The 12,988-nt window shown below is 47.1% G+C and carries 11 protein-coding genes and 1 tRNA gene; 4 read left to right on the forward strand and 8 right to left on the reverse strand.

Going from position 1 to position 12,988, the window contains the following annotated elements; translation table 11 throughout:
- Window positions 1–175 precede the first annotated feature (175 nt).
- Window positions 176–1,972, forward strand: a complete 1,797-nt coding sequence (gene cobJ / locus QUB39_RS17455; protein WP_333485111.1) for a precorrin-3B C(17)-methyltransferase — start codon at window positions 176–178, stop codon at window positions 1,970–1,972.
- Window positions 1,973–2,489: 517 nt separating this feature from the next.
- Window positions 2,490–3,275 carry a hypothetical protein gene (locus QUB39_RS17460; protein WP_333485112.1) on the forward strand — a complete coding sequence of 262 codons (786 nt, stop codon included), beginning with the start codon at window positions 2,490–2,492 and terminating at the stop codon, window positions 3,273–3,275.
- 308 nt (window positions 3,276–3,583) lie between these two features.
- On the opposite strand, the gene QUB39_RS17465 is transcribed toward QUB39_RS17460, so the two are convergent.
- Together QUB39_RS17465 and QUB39_RS17470 are read right to left on the reverse strand one after the other, a co-directional pair.
- Window positions 3,584–4,345 (reverse strand): nucleotidyltransferase domain-containing protein, encoded by a 762-nt coding sequence (locus tag QUB39_RS17465; RefSeq protein ID WP_333485113.1) that lies wholly within the window; start codon window positions 4,343–4,345, stop codon window positions 3,584–3,586.
- Window positions 4,346–4,464: 119 nt separating this feature from the next.
- Entirely contained in the window at window positions 4,465–5,406 is a 942-nt protein-coding gene (locus QUB39_RS17470; protein ID WP_333485114.1) for a DNA polymerase beta superfamily protein, read from the reverse strand.
- Window positions 5,407–5,661: 255 nt separating this feature from the next.
- Between QUB39_RS17470 and QUB39_RS17475 the strand changes: the two genes are divergently transcribed.
- Both QUB39_RS17475 and QUB39_RS17480 read left to right on the forward strand, forming a co-directional pair.
- Window positions 5,662–5,856 carry a type II toxin-antitoxin system HicA family toxin gene (locus tag QUB39_RS17475; protein ID WP_333055786.1) on the forward strand — a complete coding sequence of 65 codons (195 nt, stop codon included), beginning with the start codon at window positions 5,662–5,664 and terminating at the stop codon, window positions 5,854–5,856.
- Complete coding sequence (locus tag QUB39_RS17480; protein WP_333485115.1) at window positions 5,856–6,062, forward strand: type II toxin-antitoxin system HicB family antitoxin; 207 nt, start codon at window positions 5,856–5,858, stop codon at window positions 6,060–6,062. Before QUB39_RS17475 ends, QUB39_RS17480 begins: the two co-directional genes overlap by 1 nt.
- Before the next feature lie 76 nt (window positions 6,063–6,138).
- On the opposite strand, the gene QUB39_RS17485 is transcribed toward QUB39_RS17480, so the two are convergent.
- From QUB39_RS17485 to QUB39_RS17510, 6 genes are all read right to left on the reverse strand, one after another.
- Window positions 6,139–6,210: transfer RNA gene (locus QUB39_RS17485), tRNA-Val, on the reverse strand.
- Between the two features lie 125 nt (window positions 6,211–6,335).
- The gene (locus QUB39_RS17490; RefSeq protein ID WP_333055789.1) at window positions 6,336–6,548 is read right to left on the reverse strand and encodes a DUF2839 domain-containing protein; all 213 of its coding nucleotides are present in this window, start codon (window positions 6,546–6,548) and stop codon (window positions 6,336–6,338) included.
- 65 nt (window positions 6,549–6,613) lie between these two features.
- Window positions 6,614–8,122 carry a helicase C-terminal domain-containing protein gene (locus QUB39_RS17495; protein ID WP_333263106.1) on the reverse strand — a complete coding sequence of 503 codons (1,509 nt, stop codon included), beginning with the start codon at window positions 8,120–8,122 and terminating at the stop codon, window positions 6,614–6,616.
- Window positions 8,123–8,144: 22 nt separating this feature from the next.
- Window positions 8,145–9,674 (reverse strand): pentapeptide repeat-containing protein, encoded by a 1,530-nt coding sequence (locus tag QUB39_RS17500; RefSeq protein WP_333210766.1) that lies wholly within the window; start codon window positions 9,672–9,674, stop codon window positions 8,145–8,147.
- An 80-nt stretch (window positions 9,675–9,754) separates the two neighbouring features.
- A complete protein-coding gene (locus tag QUB39_RS17505; RefSeq protein ID WP_333055792.1) occupies window positions 9,755–11,317 on the reverse strand; it encodes a pentapeptide repeat-containing protein in 1,563 nt (520 codons plus the stop codon).
- Between the two features lie 96 nt (window positions 11,318–11,413).
- Entirely contained in the window at window positions 11,414–12,976 is a 1,563-nt protein-coding gene (locus tag QUB39_RS17510; protein ID WP_333055793.1) for a pentapeptide repeat-containing protein, read from the reverse strand.
- Window positions 12,977–12,988: the final 12 nt, after the last annotated feature.

A 12,988-nucleotide genomic window follows, 5' to 3' on the forward strand; every position in this document is an offset into this window, starting at 1 on the left:
AGGTTATATTATATTAGATAGCATCCTCGGTGGGGGTGGGGCGGGTTTAGTAGATTTCTGGTGTTGTATTGCAGACCTTGGCGAACCCGCCCCTACATTACCAATTATCAATTATCAATTCCTAATTTCCGTCGCAACTCTCATAAAATCTAAAATCTAAAATCTAAAATCTAAAATGGTTCGAGTTCCTCCCGCAATAGTTATCTTAGGTCAAAACAGCCTGCCGATCGCCAAAAAAATCTCCGCACATTTCCCCGGTTCCCAGATTTACGGTTTAATCGATCGCACTTCCAACACAGACATCAACTTTAGCAACTTCGGCGAAACATTGCGGGAATTATTCGCAACAGAAACCCCAATCATCGCCATCTGCGCCGCCGGAATAATCATCCGCACCCTCGCCCCGCTGCTGTCAGACAAACGCGCCGAACCGCCAGTTTTAGCCGTCGCAGAAGACGGAAGCGCCGTCGTACCGCTGCTGGGCGGTTTGCACGGCGTTAATGATTTGGCCAGAGAGATTGCAGCCGCCCTGGGCGTACAACCTGCAATTACCACCACCGGAGATATTCGATTTCGCACCGCGCTGCTGAGTCCTCCCCAAGGCTATTCTTTAGCGAATCCAGAGGACGCGAAGACTTTTATTTCAAATTTGCTCGCCGGGGCAAAAGTACGCCTAGAAGGGGCTGCAAGCTGGCTTTCTGAGAGCAATTTGCCGTTAGCGAAGCCCGCCCCTACGGGGGCTACGCCAACGAAGAGGATCGCCCCCGACGCAAAATTGACGATCCGCGTCACCGAAAAAGCAATTGCGCCAACGCCCGATTGTTTAGTTTACCATCCGCAAATTGCAGCAGTTGCACTCACAAAGCTATCGAATATTGAGCCAGAAATAGCGGTTTCATTTGTCCAGCAAGTCTTGGAAAATGCAGGTTTGGCCCCAGCTTCCGTTGCGGGATTTTTTGCATTAAAAGATGAGATGGGAAATCCGGCACTTGAAGCAGTTTCACAATATTTTAAAGTCCCCGTCCGCTTTTTCAATCTATCCGAACTTGTCGAATTAGACTCAATTGAATTCATCGAAAATAAGGCCGCACAAATTGCCCTGACAGCAGCCGGTGCAAACAGTCACTTAATCGAATGCGATCGCACTTTAGCCCTGAATTGCGCGATCGCCCTAGCCGCCCAACCCTTTGATGCTAGGGCGATCGGCATTAGCCGCGGCAAACTGGCGATCGTCGGTACCGGCCCCGGAGGCGCGCCCTGGATGTCCCCGGAGGTTAAGGAAATTCTGCGCGAAGCCACGGATTGGGTGGGTTACAAATTTTATCTGGACTTAGCTGGAACCCTGCGGGAAGGGCAAAAGCGGCACGATTCCGACAACCGCGAAGAGATCGATCGCGCCCGTTTTGCCCTAGATTTAGCAGCATCGGGCAAATCTGTCGCCGTGGTTTCGTCGGGAGATCCGGGTATTTTTGCGATGGCTGCAGCGGTGTTTGAGGCGATCGACTTTGATGCCAAACCCGAATGGCAAGGCATCGATATTCGGGTGGCACCGGGCATTTCAGCCATGCAGGCGGCCGCTGCTGCGATCGGAGCACCCCTCGGACACGATTTTTGCGTGATTTCGCTTTCGGATATTCTCAAGCCTTGGGAGGTCATTGAACAGCGGATTTCTGCTGCTGCGATCGCAGATTTCGCGATCGCATTTTACAATCCCATCTCGAAACAGCGGATTTGGCAACTCGCAAGGGCGATCGAGATTTTGTTGCAAAGTCGCGATGCTAAAACCCCCGTCGTACTAGGGCGAAACCTCGGCCGGCCCGGTCAATCTGTGCGGGTTTGCACCCTCGGCGAATTCCAGCCCCAAGACGCTGACATGAGAACTTTAGTGATTGTCGGTTCGAGTCAAACTCGGATTATTCCCCGCAAATATGGAGATGTTTGGGTTTACACGCCGCGCAGGTACGAAAAATAAGTAAAGCAGCAAAAGCTTCGGAAATCAGCAATTGACTGAAAGCTAATTGACTTTGACAAGGAAATATTTTGCTCTCGGTGGGGAAAGTCTAGGTTAACAAATGGCGGCAAATCACTCGATCGACCTCTTATTTCATCTCATAGTTGTCACTCTCGATTGAGATGCGGTCGCCTTTGATTACAGAAATCCTCGGTACTGAGGGATCTCGGCTTCCTGAAGCCGAGTTTTTTTGGCAGATATAGATCGAATTTAGATATCGACTCAACCGTAGTAAGGATTTCAGCTTCATTTTGGGTTATCTCTAATTTAAATCTCAGGAAACAAAAAGGTTTTTATATAGCCACAAGAAAATTAAGGGCGATCGAGGTCTGCTAAATTTCTTAATCTTACGGTAATCTTACAGATACAAAAAAATAAATTAACGAAAATGAGCCTTTTATGTTTGTACACATACTAAATTAAGATGCTTTATGATAACATAGCTTTAACAATAGGTTAAGGAAGAGGTTAAAAAAACATGAAATTCCAAATTCCTCTAGCTCCTGGGGCTGTAACCCAGTTGCTGCTTCGAGTGGTCGCCTGTCTAGTTGTACTATCTTTCTTAAGTCAGATGACTATGTACTTCTTGCCGGATTACCCGTCTAGAGACTTCTTAGCAAATGGATTCAACGTTGATTACGAGGGGAACATTCCAACCTTCTACTCATTTTTGACATTGCTGTTTAGTTCTCTCTTGCTGGGTTCGATCGCCTATGCGAAAAAGTTGGATAGCGATCGCTATAAGAATCACTGGAAAATTTTATCCTTCATATTTCTATTTTTATCTTTAGACGAAATTGGTCAATTGCACGAAAAGCTGGTTTACCCGATGCGAAACCTGCTAAATGCCACAGGATTTCTTTACTTTACTTGGATTGTGCCGATCGGTTTTCTAGTAGCGATATTTCTTTTTTCCTACAGTAAGTTCGTGTTGCACCTTCCTGTTTCAATGAGAAAATTGTTTGTTGCAGCCGCCGCTATTTATATTGGAGGAGCCATCGGAGTGGAAATGCTAGCGGGATACATAGTTTATACAGCGGGACCGGGGGATATATCCTACGTGATAGCAACGACGATTGAAGAGTCATTAGAAATGGTAGCAATCGTTATATTTATCCACGCCTTGACTTCATATATCAAGACATATGTAGGCGGCGTAAGTTGGAATTTTTACATACCAGGAAAAAACTCACCAGTTACCGACCATCAAAATACCGGCATACCTGCCCTTAACGCAACAGCCAACACAAATCTATTAAGGTGAATCACTTAAAACCGGGTTTAATGGACACGAAAATACTGCATTATGGCCTTTGATATCATTTCCGGTAACATTCATACATGATGTTGACTGTTGACTGTTGACGCCGTGAACAATGAACAGTTAACGCCGTGAACAGTGAAGTCGAATGTACTATTCCGATGCTAACGGATTTGATATGAGCAGGATGAAAAACCCGGTTTATTTGGTACTGATGTGTACTGGACTAGAGGTTCTGTGCTCTTCGGCGCACAAAACGACTAATATATAGGGTGCTTGCTACACTAAAGACTAATTAAACGTGGAACAGCTTAGTTCACAGATGACATCCTCACCTTTACCAAAAAATCGTTAAGAGCAACCTTTGCATTAGGATTTGACGGCAAATGACTTGTAAAACTTGCATCTTCTAATATATTAATTAGCCGATCGCGCTCTTGCTGATAAAATTCCATATCTGTATCTTCCAGCACAGATTTTTCCTCCCCAGCCAGCTTGCGCTCGATCAAATCAGGAATATACGACAACTGGAACTTATCATTAAGTTTCACCAAATTCGCCTCGACTTCCCCCGTTTGCATCAAGTGAATCCCCGCCAGCAACACCCGGTAAACGTACAGCAGCGGCTTAACCCGACGCGGGCGTTCTTTTTCAAACAATTTCCATTGAGTTTTAGCAAAACCGAGATAGTGGTGGCTGTGGTGCTTGGTAATGCAGTTCGAGGCGATATCCTTTAATTCCTCGTGTTCCTTTGTAGTGTAAACTATGAGCGGCGAATACAGTTGTTCCAACACGTAGCCGTTGCGCTTCAACAGCATCTCAAAAAATTTATTGATGTCGTGAGTTACTAAATCGAGTTGCATTCCCTCCCGAACTTCAGAAACTTCGATGGTTTCTTCTCCAGAAATGAGTCCAATTACTTTCGGTAGCGGCAAAATGTGTACTCCCCGCAAATCAAAGTCAGAATCTGCGGAAGGAAAGCCGTATAAGTGCGAACCGCTGACAGTCGCAAACAGCAGCGGATAAGGCTGAACGGAGATAATTGAGGCGAGATTAGAGATGTATTCTGTCATTTTTTCAACATTTTATCAATGCTAATTTCAATTCCGGTTAAACAATCGCAAATACTTGTAGGGGCGGATTTTACCAACCATATATGTCTCAAATTAACGATCTCGTAAACCCGCCCCTTTTAGCCGATCGCACCTCTACGCGCTTCAATCAAAAACAGGTTCGCTTTCTCGTAATTAGGACGTTCCGGTAAGGAAGTTGCAGCAAAAGCGCGATCGAACTCACCGTGCAAACTCAACCGCCAGCGATTCACCTCATCCCAGGATACTTCTTGGTTGCGGATAGATAAAAGTTGCGATCGATAATCCTGCACGCGAACGGGCACAAACCCCTCCTTAAGCACCGTAATTCCTGACAGCAACAAGCGAATTAAGTGCATCGCGTGCTTCCAACGAATTTCCCCGGTATTGCGGAGGTCTTGCTCCATTTTTTTAAATTGAGACAAAACGTAGCTATTGTAAGTTTGATAAACCAATTGAGAAAGAAACATTTCCCGAATTTCCAGCAATTCTTGTGCTACAGGAGAAACTGTTTCTACTAAAGGCGTGTACAAACATTCTAGCACATTTGGATTAGCTTTTAGTGCCAAAACTAGAAACTTTTGCAGTTCCCAATAGCATTCCTGATTTTGCTTATTTTCCAATTGTTCTGGAATGCCGTAAAGCGACCAATGAAGTATTGCCGGCGGCAGGTAAATCCCGCGTCTGTCTGTATCGGATTGCTCGTTATCAAGACCGTAGGCTCTCGAACCAACAATGCAGCGGTAAATTACAGAATCATAGAGGTTGTATTCTGCAAGAAAATCTCCTCCTGACTGCAATCCTTCGCTCTGAAACTGCTTGCGGATACTGAGTTCATGTCGCCGCAGACTAACTTGTGTTCCGTCTGGGAGTTTGACTAAATATGCGTGGGAATTGTCCGTAGGCGATTGAACGATGACACCTACTAATCCCGGTTTCCAAGATTGGTCGCCGGCGGGGTTTTTGACCTCGATTTTGGTGACAATTTGGGTTCCTGCGGGTAGGATTAAGTTGAAATTTTGAGGAAGATTGGCATTTGCCATGAGGGAACCTCCTGCGGGAGCACGAGCTACAATGTTAGTGTAGCATAGGTGTAGTATATAAGGGAAGTTTTGGGCGATCGCTGGGAGTCCTCGCCCGTGCTACGGCAGTTTGGGCCTTGTTAAACATTGTCTTCAGATTGAGCAGGATGAGGTTTTTTATCAGTCGCGCCGGTTACAATGGAGAGGTTGCTGAAGTTAGATCGTATTATGAAGATATAAGTGCGGGAGTTGATGAGTTTTATAGATAAATGAATAATGAAAGTTAGAGAAGTTATTAAAATGTTAGAAGATGATGGTTGGTATTTAGCTAGAACAAAGGGCAGTCATCGTCAATTTAAACACCCAGAAAAGGCGGGGACTGTCACGGTGTCAGGTAATTTAGGCATTGATATGCCAATTGGTACGCTTAAAAGTGTTTGGCGGCAATCTCAACTAGAGGAGGAAGATTAATGCGTTATGCTGTTGTAATTGAAAAAGGTCAAACTAGCTACGGTGCGTATGTTCCCGATTTACCTGGATGTGTAGCTGTGGCTGAAAGTTTAGAAGATGTGAGGCATTTAATTAAAGAGGCGATCGCCTTCCATATTGAAGGACTACAAGAGGATGCTTTTCCGATTCCCGAACCTGTCTCTATTTGCGAATATGTTGAAGCTTAAGAAGGTGACGGCGGTTGAAACCGCGGCTAAAGAAACGAAGTTCGCGTGCGCGGACTAAGAAAGAAAATAAATTCGATGGGCAATACTGGATTTGAACCAGTGACCCCTTCCGTGTGAAGGAAGTGCGCTACCACTGTGCTAATTGCCCGCAGATAATTACTATACCATACTAAGTCGAACTTCGCAACTAAATTTTTCCGAAAAATTCAGCCGCTGGTTTCCGAGTTAAACTCGACACAATGCCAAGAATACAGGCATTTGTCGAGTCTGGCATCAGTTAACCTGCCACCAACCCGCCGAGGGGCCGACAAACCGCACTACAATCCACCAAACAACCAAAAGACTAATCCCCATCCAGCTTCCGCGACTTGTCCACTTCACAAAATCTTCGCTTTGGGTTTTCGTGATTGGCAGCCAGGGAAGGATGCGCTCTTCTTTACCGTATTCGTCGCCGATCGACTCTTTGCGACGCTTAGCTTCACCCATAATCTTTGTCTACTAAATTAGATTTCAACTGGATACCTAAACAAATTATACGCCAACAGGTCATCTCAAGCCTGGGTCAGCCACGTCGTATCCAAATAATCAATCCTCGCAAAAGGACTCAAAGCCGCTAAAACCTGCTTTCCATAACTGCGGTGAATCACCCTGCTGTCGAAAATCGCCACCACCCCTTGACGTTCTCGCACAGGCGCGATCGCCCGTTGCAACTCATTCAGCGCCGCCGGCAGCAAATACAACCGAAACCAATCCTTGCGCCGTTCCTTATAATAAGCCACACGCGCCGTCACCAAAGGATTCTCCAAAGAAGGTAGCGGCAAAGTTGCGATCGCCAGCAAGTGAGGCGCCCTCAATTCCCCCTGATGTTCCCGCCAAAACTCCCACCCCGTCACCAAAATCGCATTCTCGCCCACATCAGTCTTTTCTACCTGCACCCGAGAACCGAACTCAGAAGCCAAAATCGCCGCCAGCCTAGCCTTCAGCGGTACATCACCCACAATCAGCACCGTTAAACCCGCCACCGAGGCGCTCATCAACAGCAAAGTCCGAATTTCTTCCATTAAAACACCCTGAAATTCCGGCGTATTTGGCAGCGGCAGCCAGTTGGGAATGTACAGTTGAATTAATTCGCTTTGTCGATCGGGCGAAAACTTAACGCTCGTCAATTCTGGGAGTCCCAGCATTTGCCGGAAGATAGGAGCCTTCGGTTCCACATCCACCGCCCCCCCAATCAACACCACAGGCTGACCATCCCAAATTTTGCTCAAAACCTCAGCCACCTGAACCGGCGCGCAGAACAGAGAAAATGACCCAGCCTCCCGATTAATTTCCGCCCACCGCAGTGTTCCGTTTGTTTCCCACCGCTGCCAAAAATTGCTCCAAGCAGCCGGAATCAGCGAATTTGGCTCGATTTTTTCAAACAGCCCCTGCAAAATATTTTGCTCTGCGGTTTCCAGCAAATAGCACTCCTCTGGTTTCGCCGGATGCTGAAAGAAAGCCCGCGTTAGCAGTACCCGCCCTTGGAGGATTGCATCGGCTTCCAAAGGCTGAGATTGCATTAAATCATTCCAGTCAGCAGGTTGCAAACACGCCGTCAATTGCTGGCGCGTCCAAACTTCCAAGTCATCCACACCGTCGATAATTGTCGGAATATTCCTGTGAAGTTCCGAATTTGCCGCCAAGCGAGCCGCCAGCCAAGACTGCGGATCTGCTAGCATCAATCCTCGTCCCGTGGCATTATCCGAATAAGTCTCGATCGACCCCTCTGTTTGCAGCCACTCTTGCAAACGTGGAATTTCCACTGCTCTCAAATGCTCGATCACCCGTGTAGGCGCGACTAATATCACAGGCTCTGGCCACATCAAAATCGGCATCAAATAGCTGACTCGATACCGCTGTCGGTAAGCTCCAGCGGGAAGCCCCGTTTGGATCAGAGCGCTGCGCCCCAAGCGCAAAGCCCGCGCCACGAGCCGCGCCATCGTTAAATGGTGGGGCCAGTGCGGCTCGGAGTTCGATCGCAGGAAGCGGAGTAGCGAATTGTGGACTTCTACCTCAATCAATCGATTGTACTGTTAACATTCCTCAATCAACATAATCAAAACTGGCCAGAAAATCAACTACTTTTTGACCGAGAGGCAAACAGAATTTACTCTCCTGATGAGTTGCACCTCCCTTCCCAAAATTCCCGTGAGAATTCACCATCAAACTCTCCTGTCCCGAACTAATTAAAATAGTTTGGGTAGGTGACTCAAAAAACTTTGTTGGCTGACTAACCCGTGATATATTAGAGACCAAATTTATTAAATCATTTAATTTATTTGTAGCTGTACTCAATGCTTTACGCAACTGCACTATTCGTTTTTCCTCCAAATTTTGATTTTCGATATTTTTGCCGATTATCATAATATTTCTCTGAGTTTGTACAGCATCCTTAAAAGGAAGAATCGCTAAAAAAGCTGCTGGCAATAAATGCTCATCGCTCTCAAATCTAAAAGTTAGAGTTGTGCGGCGGTAGCCGACTTCAATATTAGGAGGAAAATTCATTGCTCGGTAATGCTGAGCTATTTCGCTGTAAGCTGTGGCTAAAGTGCTGTTTGCTGAGTAGTCTAAAAGTGCGTCAACCACAATTTGCACTAACCCAGGCGTGTGACTTAAAAATTTTATCGATTCTGACGGCGAATTAAATTGTTGAATCTGAGTGCGATCGCCTGCGGGGCTGAGGTCAACCCACTGGCAAGTAATATCATCTGCGATGATGCCACATCGAGGAACCAAATACAGTTTTGCTCCTGTTAAAGTTGCTCCCCTCAAATCAGCGCCTACCCAATCTGCCTTAATCAAATTTGTTTCTGTCAAATCAGCGTGAACGAAACTAGCACTTGCTAAATTAGTATTTCTTAAATCTGCTCCGTTAAGGTTAGCTCCGCTTAATTTAGCAAAGCTCAGATCCGCGCCGTTGAGGTTTGCTCCCGTCAAATCAGCCCATTTGAGGTTAGCTCCGCTCAAATTGGCACTGCTGAGATTCACCTGTTGCAAAGAAGCTTGTCTCATATCAGCATTGATCAAATTGACGCCGCTAAGTTCTGCTTTCGTCAAATCTGCGCCGTGTAAGTTAGCTTCTTGAAAGTTAGCTGAAGCAGCCGAAGCACCTCTGAGATTTGCACCGGAAAGATTAGCACCGCACAGGTTAGCTTCCGTCAGTTTTACTTCTCTTAAATCTGCTTCAGTCAGGTTTGCACCGCTGAAGTTAGTTTTGCTGAGTTCGCAGCGGACTAATTCGCTTCTAATCAGGGATGCTCGGATTAATTGAGCTGCACTTAAATCGGCTCTGACTAAGTTTGCTACGTTGAGAGTCGCCCCGTTTAAGATTGCCCGCGACAGGTTGGTACTGCTGAGTCTAGCCACATTCAGGTTAGCTTCGCTCAAGTTAGCGTCGCTCAAATTAGCGCCGCTGAGGTTGGTGACAAATAAGCTAGCCCGCCTTAAAATTGATTGGCTGAGGTTGATGCGGCTGAGATTAGCTTCATTCAGGTTGATTCCTGTGAAATCTCTGTCACCTTCTGTGTATCTTTTGACGATTGCAAATCGTTTGAGCAGTTCTTCAGCTTCCATTTTTTTTACCTGAATGAAATGGCAATCGGCTAACTTTTTTATGGCATAAATAGAAATAATATCAAATTCATTTATAGTATTTACTCACCGAGCTGATAAAAGCTTTTGACAAACTCAATGACAGTATTTAGCGGCGGGGTGGTAAATCTTTGGGCTTTAATTGCAGGACTGATAGAGGTTTTGTTGACTCCAGGCAAATTGGTCAAGTTTCTGCCAAAATCTGGGTGATAGTGAATCATCAAACTTTCGGCGCTGGAGTTGGCCAGTACAGTTTGGGTAGGCGATTGGAAAAAACTTGACATCGGTTCGCGATCGAGGCGAATCGGCTGAATTTTCATTTCCCCTATTTTTCTCATTGTTTGGGTCAGGGCAACGTTTAATTGCACTACCATATTTGAGACTCTGACACCCAGGTTATTACCACTTTGGGGTTGAATCATTTTGATCAGAGTCATTAAATTTTTCTGAGTAAATGCTGCATCACTAAAGGGAGTAATCGCCACGAAAGCTGTGGGAAATAGTTGCTCGTCTTGTTCTATTCTAAATGATATGATTGTGCGTCGAGAATTAACTTCGATACTGGGAGGATGGTTCAAAGCAGGGTATTGACGGGCAATTTGGCGGTAGGTAGCTGCAAGGACAAAGTTAGCATCGGGGTCGAGGGGTCGATCGACAATAATTTGAACTGTCGGCGGTGTAGCATTGAAAAACCTTTGAGATTCTTCTGGGGTAAAGCGCTGAATGTGGCTGCGATCGCCGTTAGGACTGAGGTCAACCCAATCGCAGGTAATGTCATCTGCTTTCACATCAAACCTCGACACCGCGTAAATTTTTGCCCCCGTCAGGGCCGCCCCCGTCAAATCAGCGCCTACCCAATCAGCGTGAATCAAATTCGCTTGAGTCAAATCCGCGTGTACCAGAGTAGCGTTCAAGAGATTGACATTGCTCAAATTTGCCCCGTACAAGTTGGCCCCGCTCAATCTCGCTTCATCGAGGTCAGCGCCGGTCAGGTTCGCCCCGCTGAGGTCAGCCCACCGGAGATTAGCGCCTCGCAAGTCAGCGCCGCTGAGGTTGGCCTGAGAAAGATTAGCTTGTCTGAGTTCGGCATTGCAGAGGTTGACTCCTCGCAAGTCGGCCCTGCTGAGGTCGGCTCTGTGCAAGTTGGCCCGTTCCAAGTTGGCCGCTGTTAGGGAAGCGCCTCTAAGGTGAGCCCCGCTGAGGTCGGCTTGCTCTAGATTGGCTTCTCTGAGGGTTGCTTCTCTCAAATCTGCTTCGCTGAGATTTGCACCGGTCAAGTTGGCACTACTGAGGTTTGCTCGAATCAGTTCGGATCTGATCAGTGTAGCTTCGACGAGTTGGGCTTCGCTGAGGTCGGCTCTAATCAAGTTAGCTACGTTGAGGATAGCACCGCTGAGGTTGGCTTTGTGCAGATTGGCACCGCTGAGTCTGGCAACATTGAGTTTGGCTTTTCTCATGTTGGCGTTTGACAAATTGGTGCCACTCATGTTGGTGAGGCTTAAGATTGCCTCACTGAAATTAGCCCCGCTGAGATCGATCCTGCTGAGATTTGCCTCGCAAAGGAGGATTGCAGTAAAGTCTCTTTCTCCTGCTGCATATTTTGTGATGAGTTCTTCGGCATCCATGCTTTTGAATTTCCCTGATGTGTTAGCTAGAACAAAGCTTTGTTGTGCCAACCTTTAAACTAGAATAAGCATTTTCTGTAACTTGATGCAATATGCTTAAACATCTATATTGTGGAAGCCTTTTATAAAATCCAAAATGCTACTGATATTAGTTTGAGCCAATTTTGCTATCTCGGCTAACTTGCCAGAGGTTGAGTTACTTGGGTCGTATTTTTTAATCAGGCGCTTGCCGAAGGCTGGGTGGTGATATACGCTGAGTCTTTGGTCGCGGGAATTAATTAAGATCATTTGTGTGGGAATTTGAAAGAAATTGATGCTTTCGCCGATTTTTGGAAAAGAACTGGAAATTTTGATTTGGTCTACTTTGCTGATAGCTTGGTTGAGAGCTTTGCTACATAACTGAACGTGTTTAGATTCTTTGACGTTAAGTTTGCCTGCATCGTGGGATTGAATCATTTTCATCAAAGCTATTAGGTTTTTTTGAGTTATGGCAGCGTCGTTAAAAGGAATGATGGCAACGTAAGCGGTGGCAAATAATTTATCGTCGCTGTCCATTTTAAAGGCGAGTACGGTGCGCCTGGAGCTGACTTCGATCGTGGGAGGCTGACTTAAACTCGGATATTGTTGGGCAATTTGGTAATAAGTTGCTGCTAGCGCAAAATGAGCGCCTTGGTCTAAGGGCGAGTCAATTACAATCCGAACTGTGGGCAAGGTTTCGTGAAAAAATTCGTGGGTTCCTCCTGAGTTCAACCAGTAAATTTGGCTGTGGTCGCCGTTGGGGCTCAGATCGACCCATTTGCAGGTCATGCCTTCGGTTTTGATGCCCAGTCGCGAAACTGCGTGGAGTTTGGCTCCGGTTAAGGTGGCTCCGGTTAAGTCGGCTCCAATCCAGTCGGCGCGGATCAGATAGGCATTTGTCAGGTCGGCGTGAACTAAGCTGGCATTGAGCAAGTTGGCGTGGCAGAGGTCGGCTCGGCTGAGGTCGGCACCGCTCAATTTTGCTTCGCTCAGGTCGGCCCAGCGGAGATTGCAACCGCTGAGGATTGCCCAGCGCAAATTGACGCCGCTGAGGTCGGCGCCGCTGAGTACGGCTTGAGTTAGGTTGGCTTGTCTCAGTTCTGTGCCTCGCAAGTCGGCGCCGCTGAGGTCGGCTCGGCTGAGGTCGGCTCCTTGCAGGTTGGCTTGTTCGAGGTTGGCTTCTGTCAAGCACGCGCCACTGAGGTGAGCGCCTCGAAGGTTGGCTTGAGCGAGGTTGGCTCCTCGAAGGGTGGCTTCGGTGAGGGTGGCGCCGCTGAGGTTTGCACCGCTGAGGTTTGCGCCGCTGAGTTCGGCTCGAATGAGCTCGGCTCTGATCAGTTTGGCTCCTATGAGTATGGCTTTTTTGAGGTCAACTCGCACTAGGTAAGCGACGTTGAGGTCGGCGTCGGTGAGGTCGGCGCCGCCTAGATGGGCGCCGCTGAGTCTGGCAATGTTGAGTTTTGCACCTGTGAGGTTGGTTTTGCTGAGGTTGGCTCCGCTCAGGTTTGCTACACTCAGATTCGCACCCTTGAGGTTGGCTCCGCTCAAGTTGACGCCGCTGAGGTTGGCCTCAGTCAGGTTGATTCCGGCAAAGTTTCTTTCTCCGGCGGCATATTTCTTCAGGAGTTCCTCGACTGTCATGGGGGCGGCACC

Source organism: Microcoleus sp. AT8-B5 (assembly GCF_036705565.1).
In the GTDB taxonomy this organism is placed as follows: domain Bacteria; phylum Cyanobacteriota; class Cyanobacteriia; order Cyanobacteriales; family Microcoleaceae; genus Microcoleus.

Excerpts from the sequence above, each read along its gene's own strand:
- QUB39_RS17490 (WP_333055789.1), bottom strand. The coding sequence starts at position 6,548 with ATGGGTGAAGCTAAGCGTCGCAAAGAGTCGATCGGCGACGAATACGGT.
- QUB39_RS17500 (WP_333210766.1), bottom strand. The coding sequence starts at position 9,674 with ATGGAAGCTGAAGAACTGCTCAAACGATTTGCAATCGTCAAAAGATAC.
- QUB39_RS17460 (WP_333485112.1), top strand. The coding sequence starts at position 2,490 with ATGAAATTCCAAATTCCTCTAGCTCCTGGGGCTGTAACCCAGTTGCTG.
- QUB39_RS17505 (WP_333055792.1), bottom strand. The coding sequence starts at position 11,317 with ATGGATGCCGAAGAACTCATCACAAAATATGCAGCAGGAGAAAGAGAC.
- QUB39_RS17470 (WP_333485114.1), bottom strand. The coding sequence starts at position 5,406 with ATGGCAAATGCCAATCTTCCTCAAAATTTCAACTTAATCCTACCCGCA.
- QUB39_RS17475 (WP_333055786.1), top strand. The coding sequence starts at position 5,662 with ATGAAAGTTAGAGAAGTTATTAAAATGTTAGAAGATGATGGTTGGTAT.
- QUB39_RS17510 (WP_333055793.1), bottom strand. The coding sequence starts at position 12,976 with ATGACAGTCGAGGAACTCCTGAAGAAATATGCCGCCGGAGAAAGAAAC.
- cobJ (WP_333485111.1), top strand. The coding sequence starts at position 176 with ATGGTTCGAGTTCCTCCCGCAATAGTTATCTTAGGTCAAAACAGCCTG.
- QUB39_RS17480 (WP_333485115.1), top strand. The coding sequence starts at position 5,856 with ATGCGTTATGCTGTTGTAATTGAAAAAGGTCAAACTAGCTACGGTGCG.
- QUB39_RS17465 (WP_333485113.1), bottom strand. The coding sequence starts at position 4,345 with ATGACAGAATACATCTCTAATCTCGCCTCAATTATCTCCGTTCAGCCT.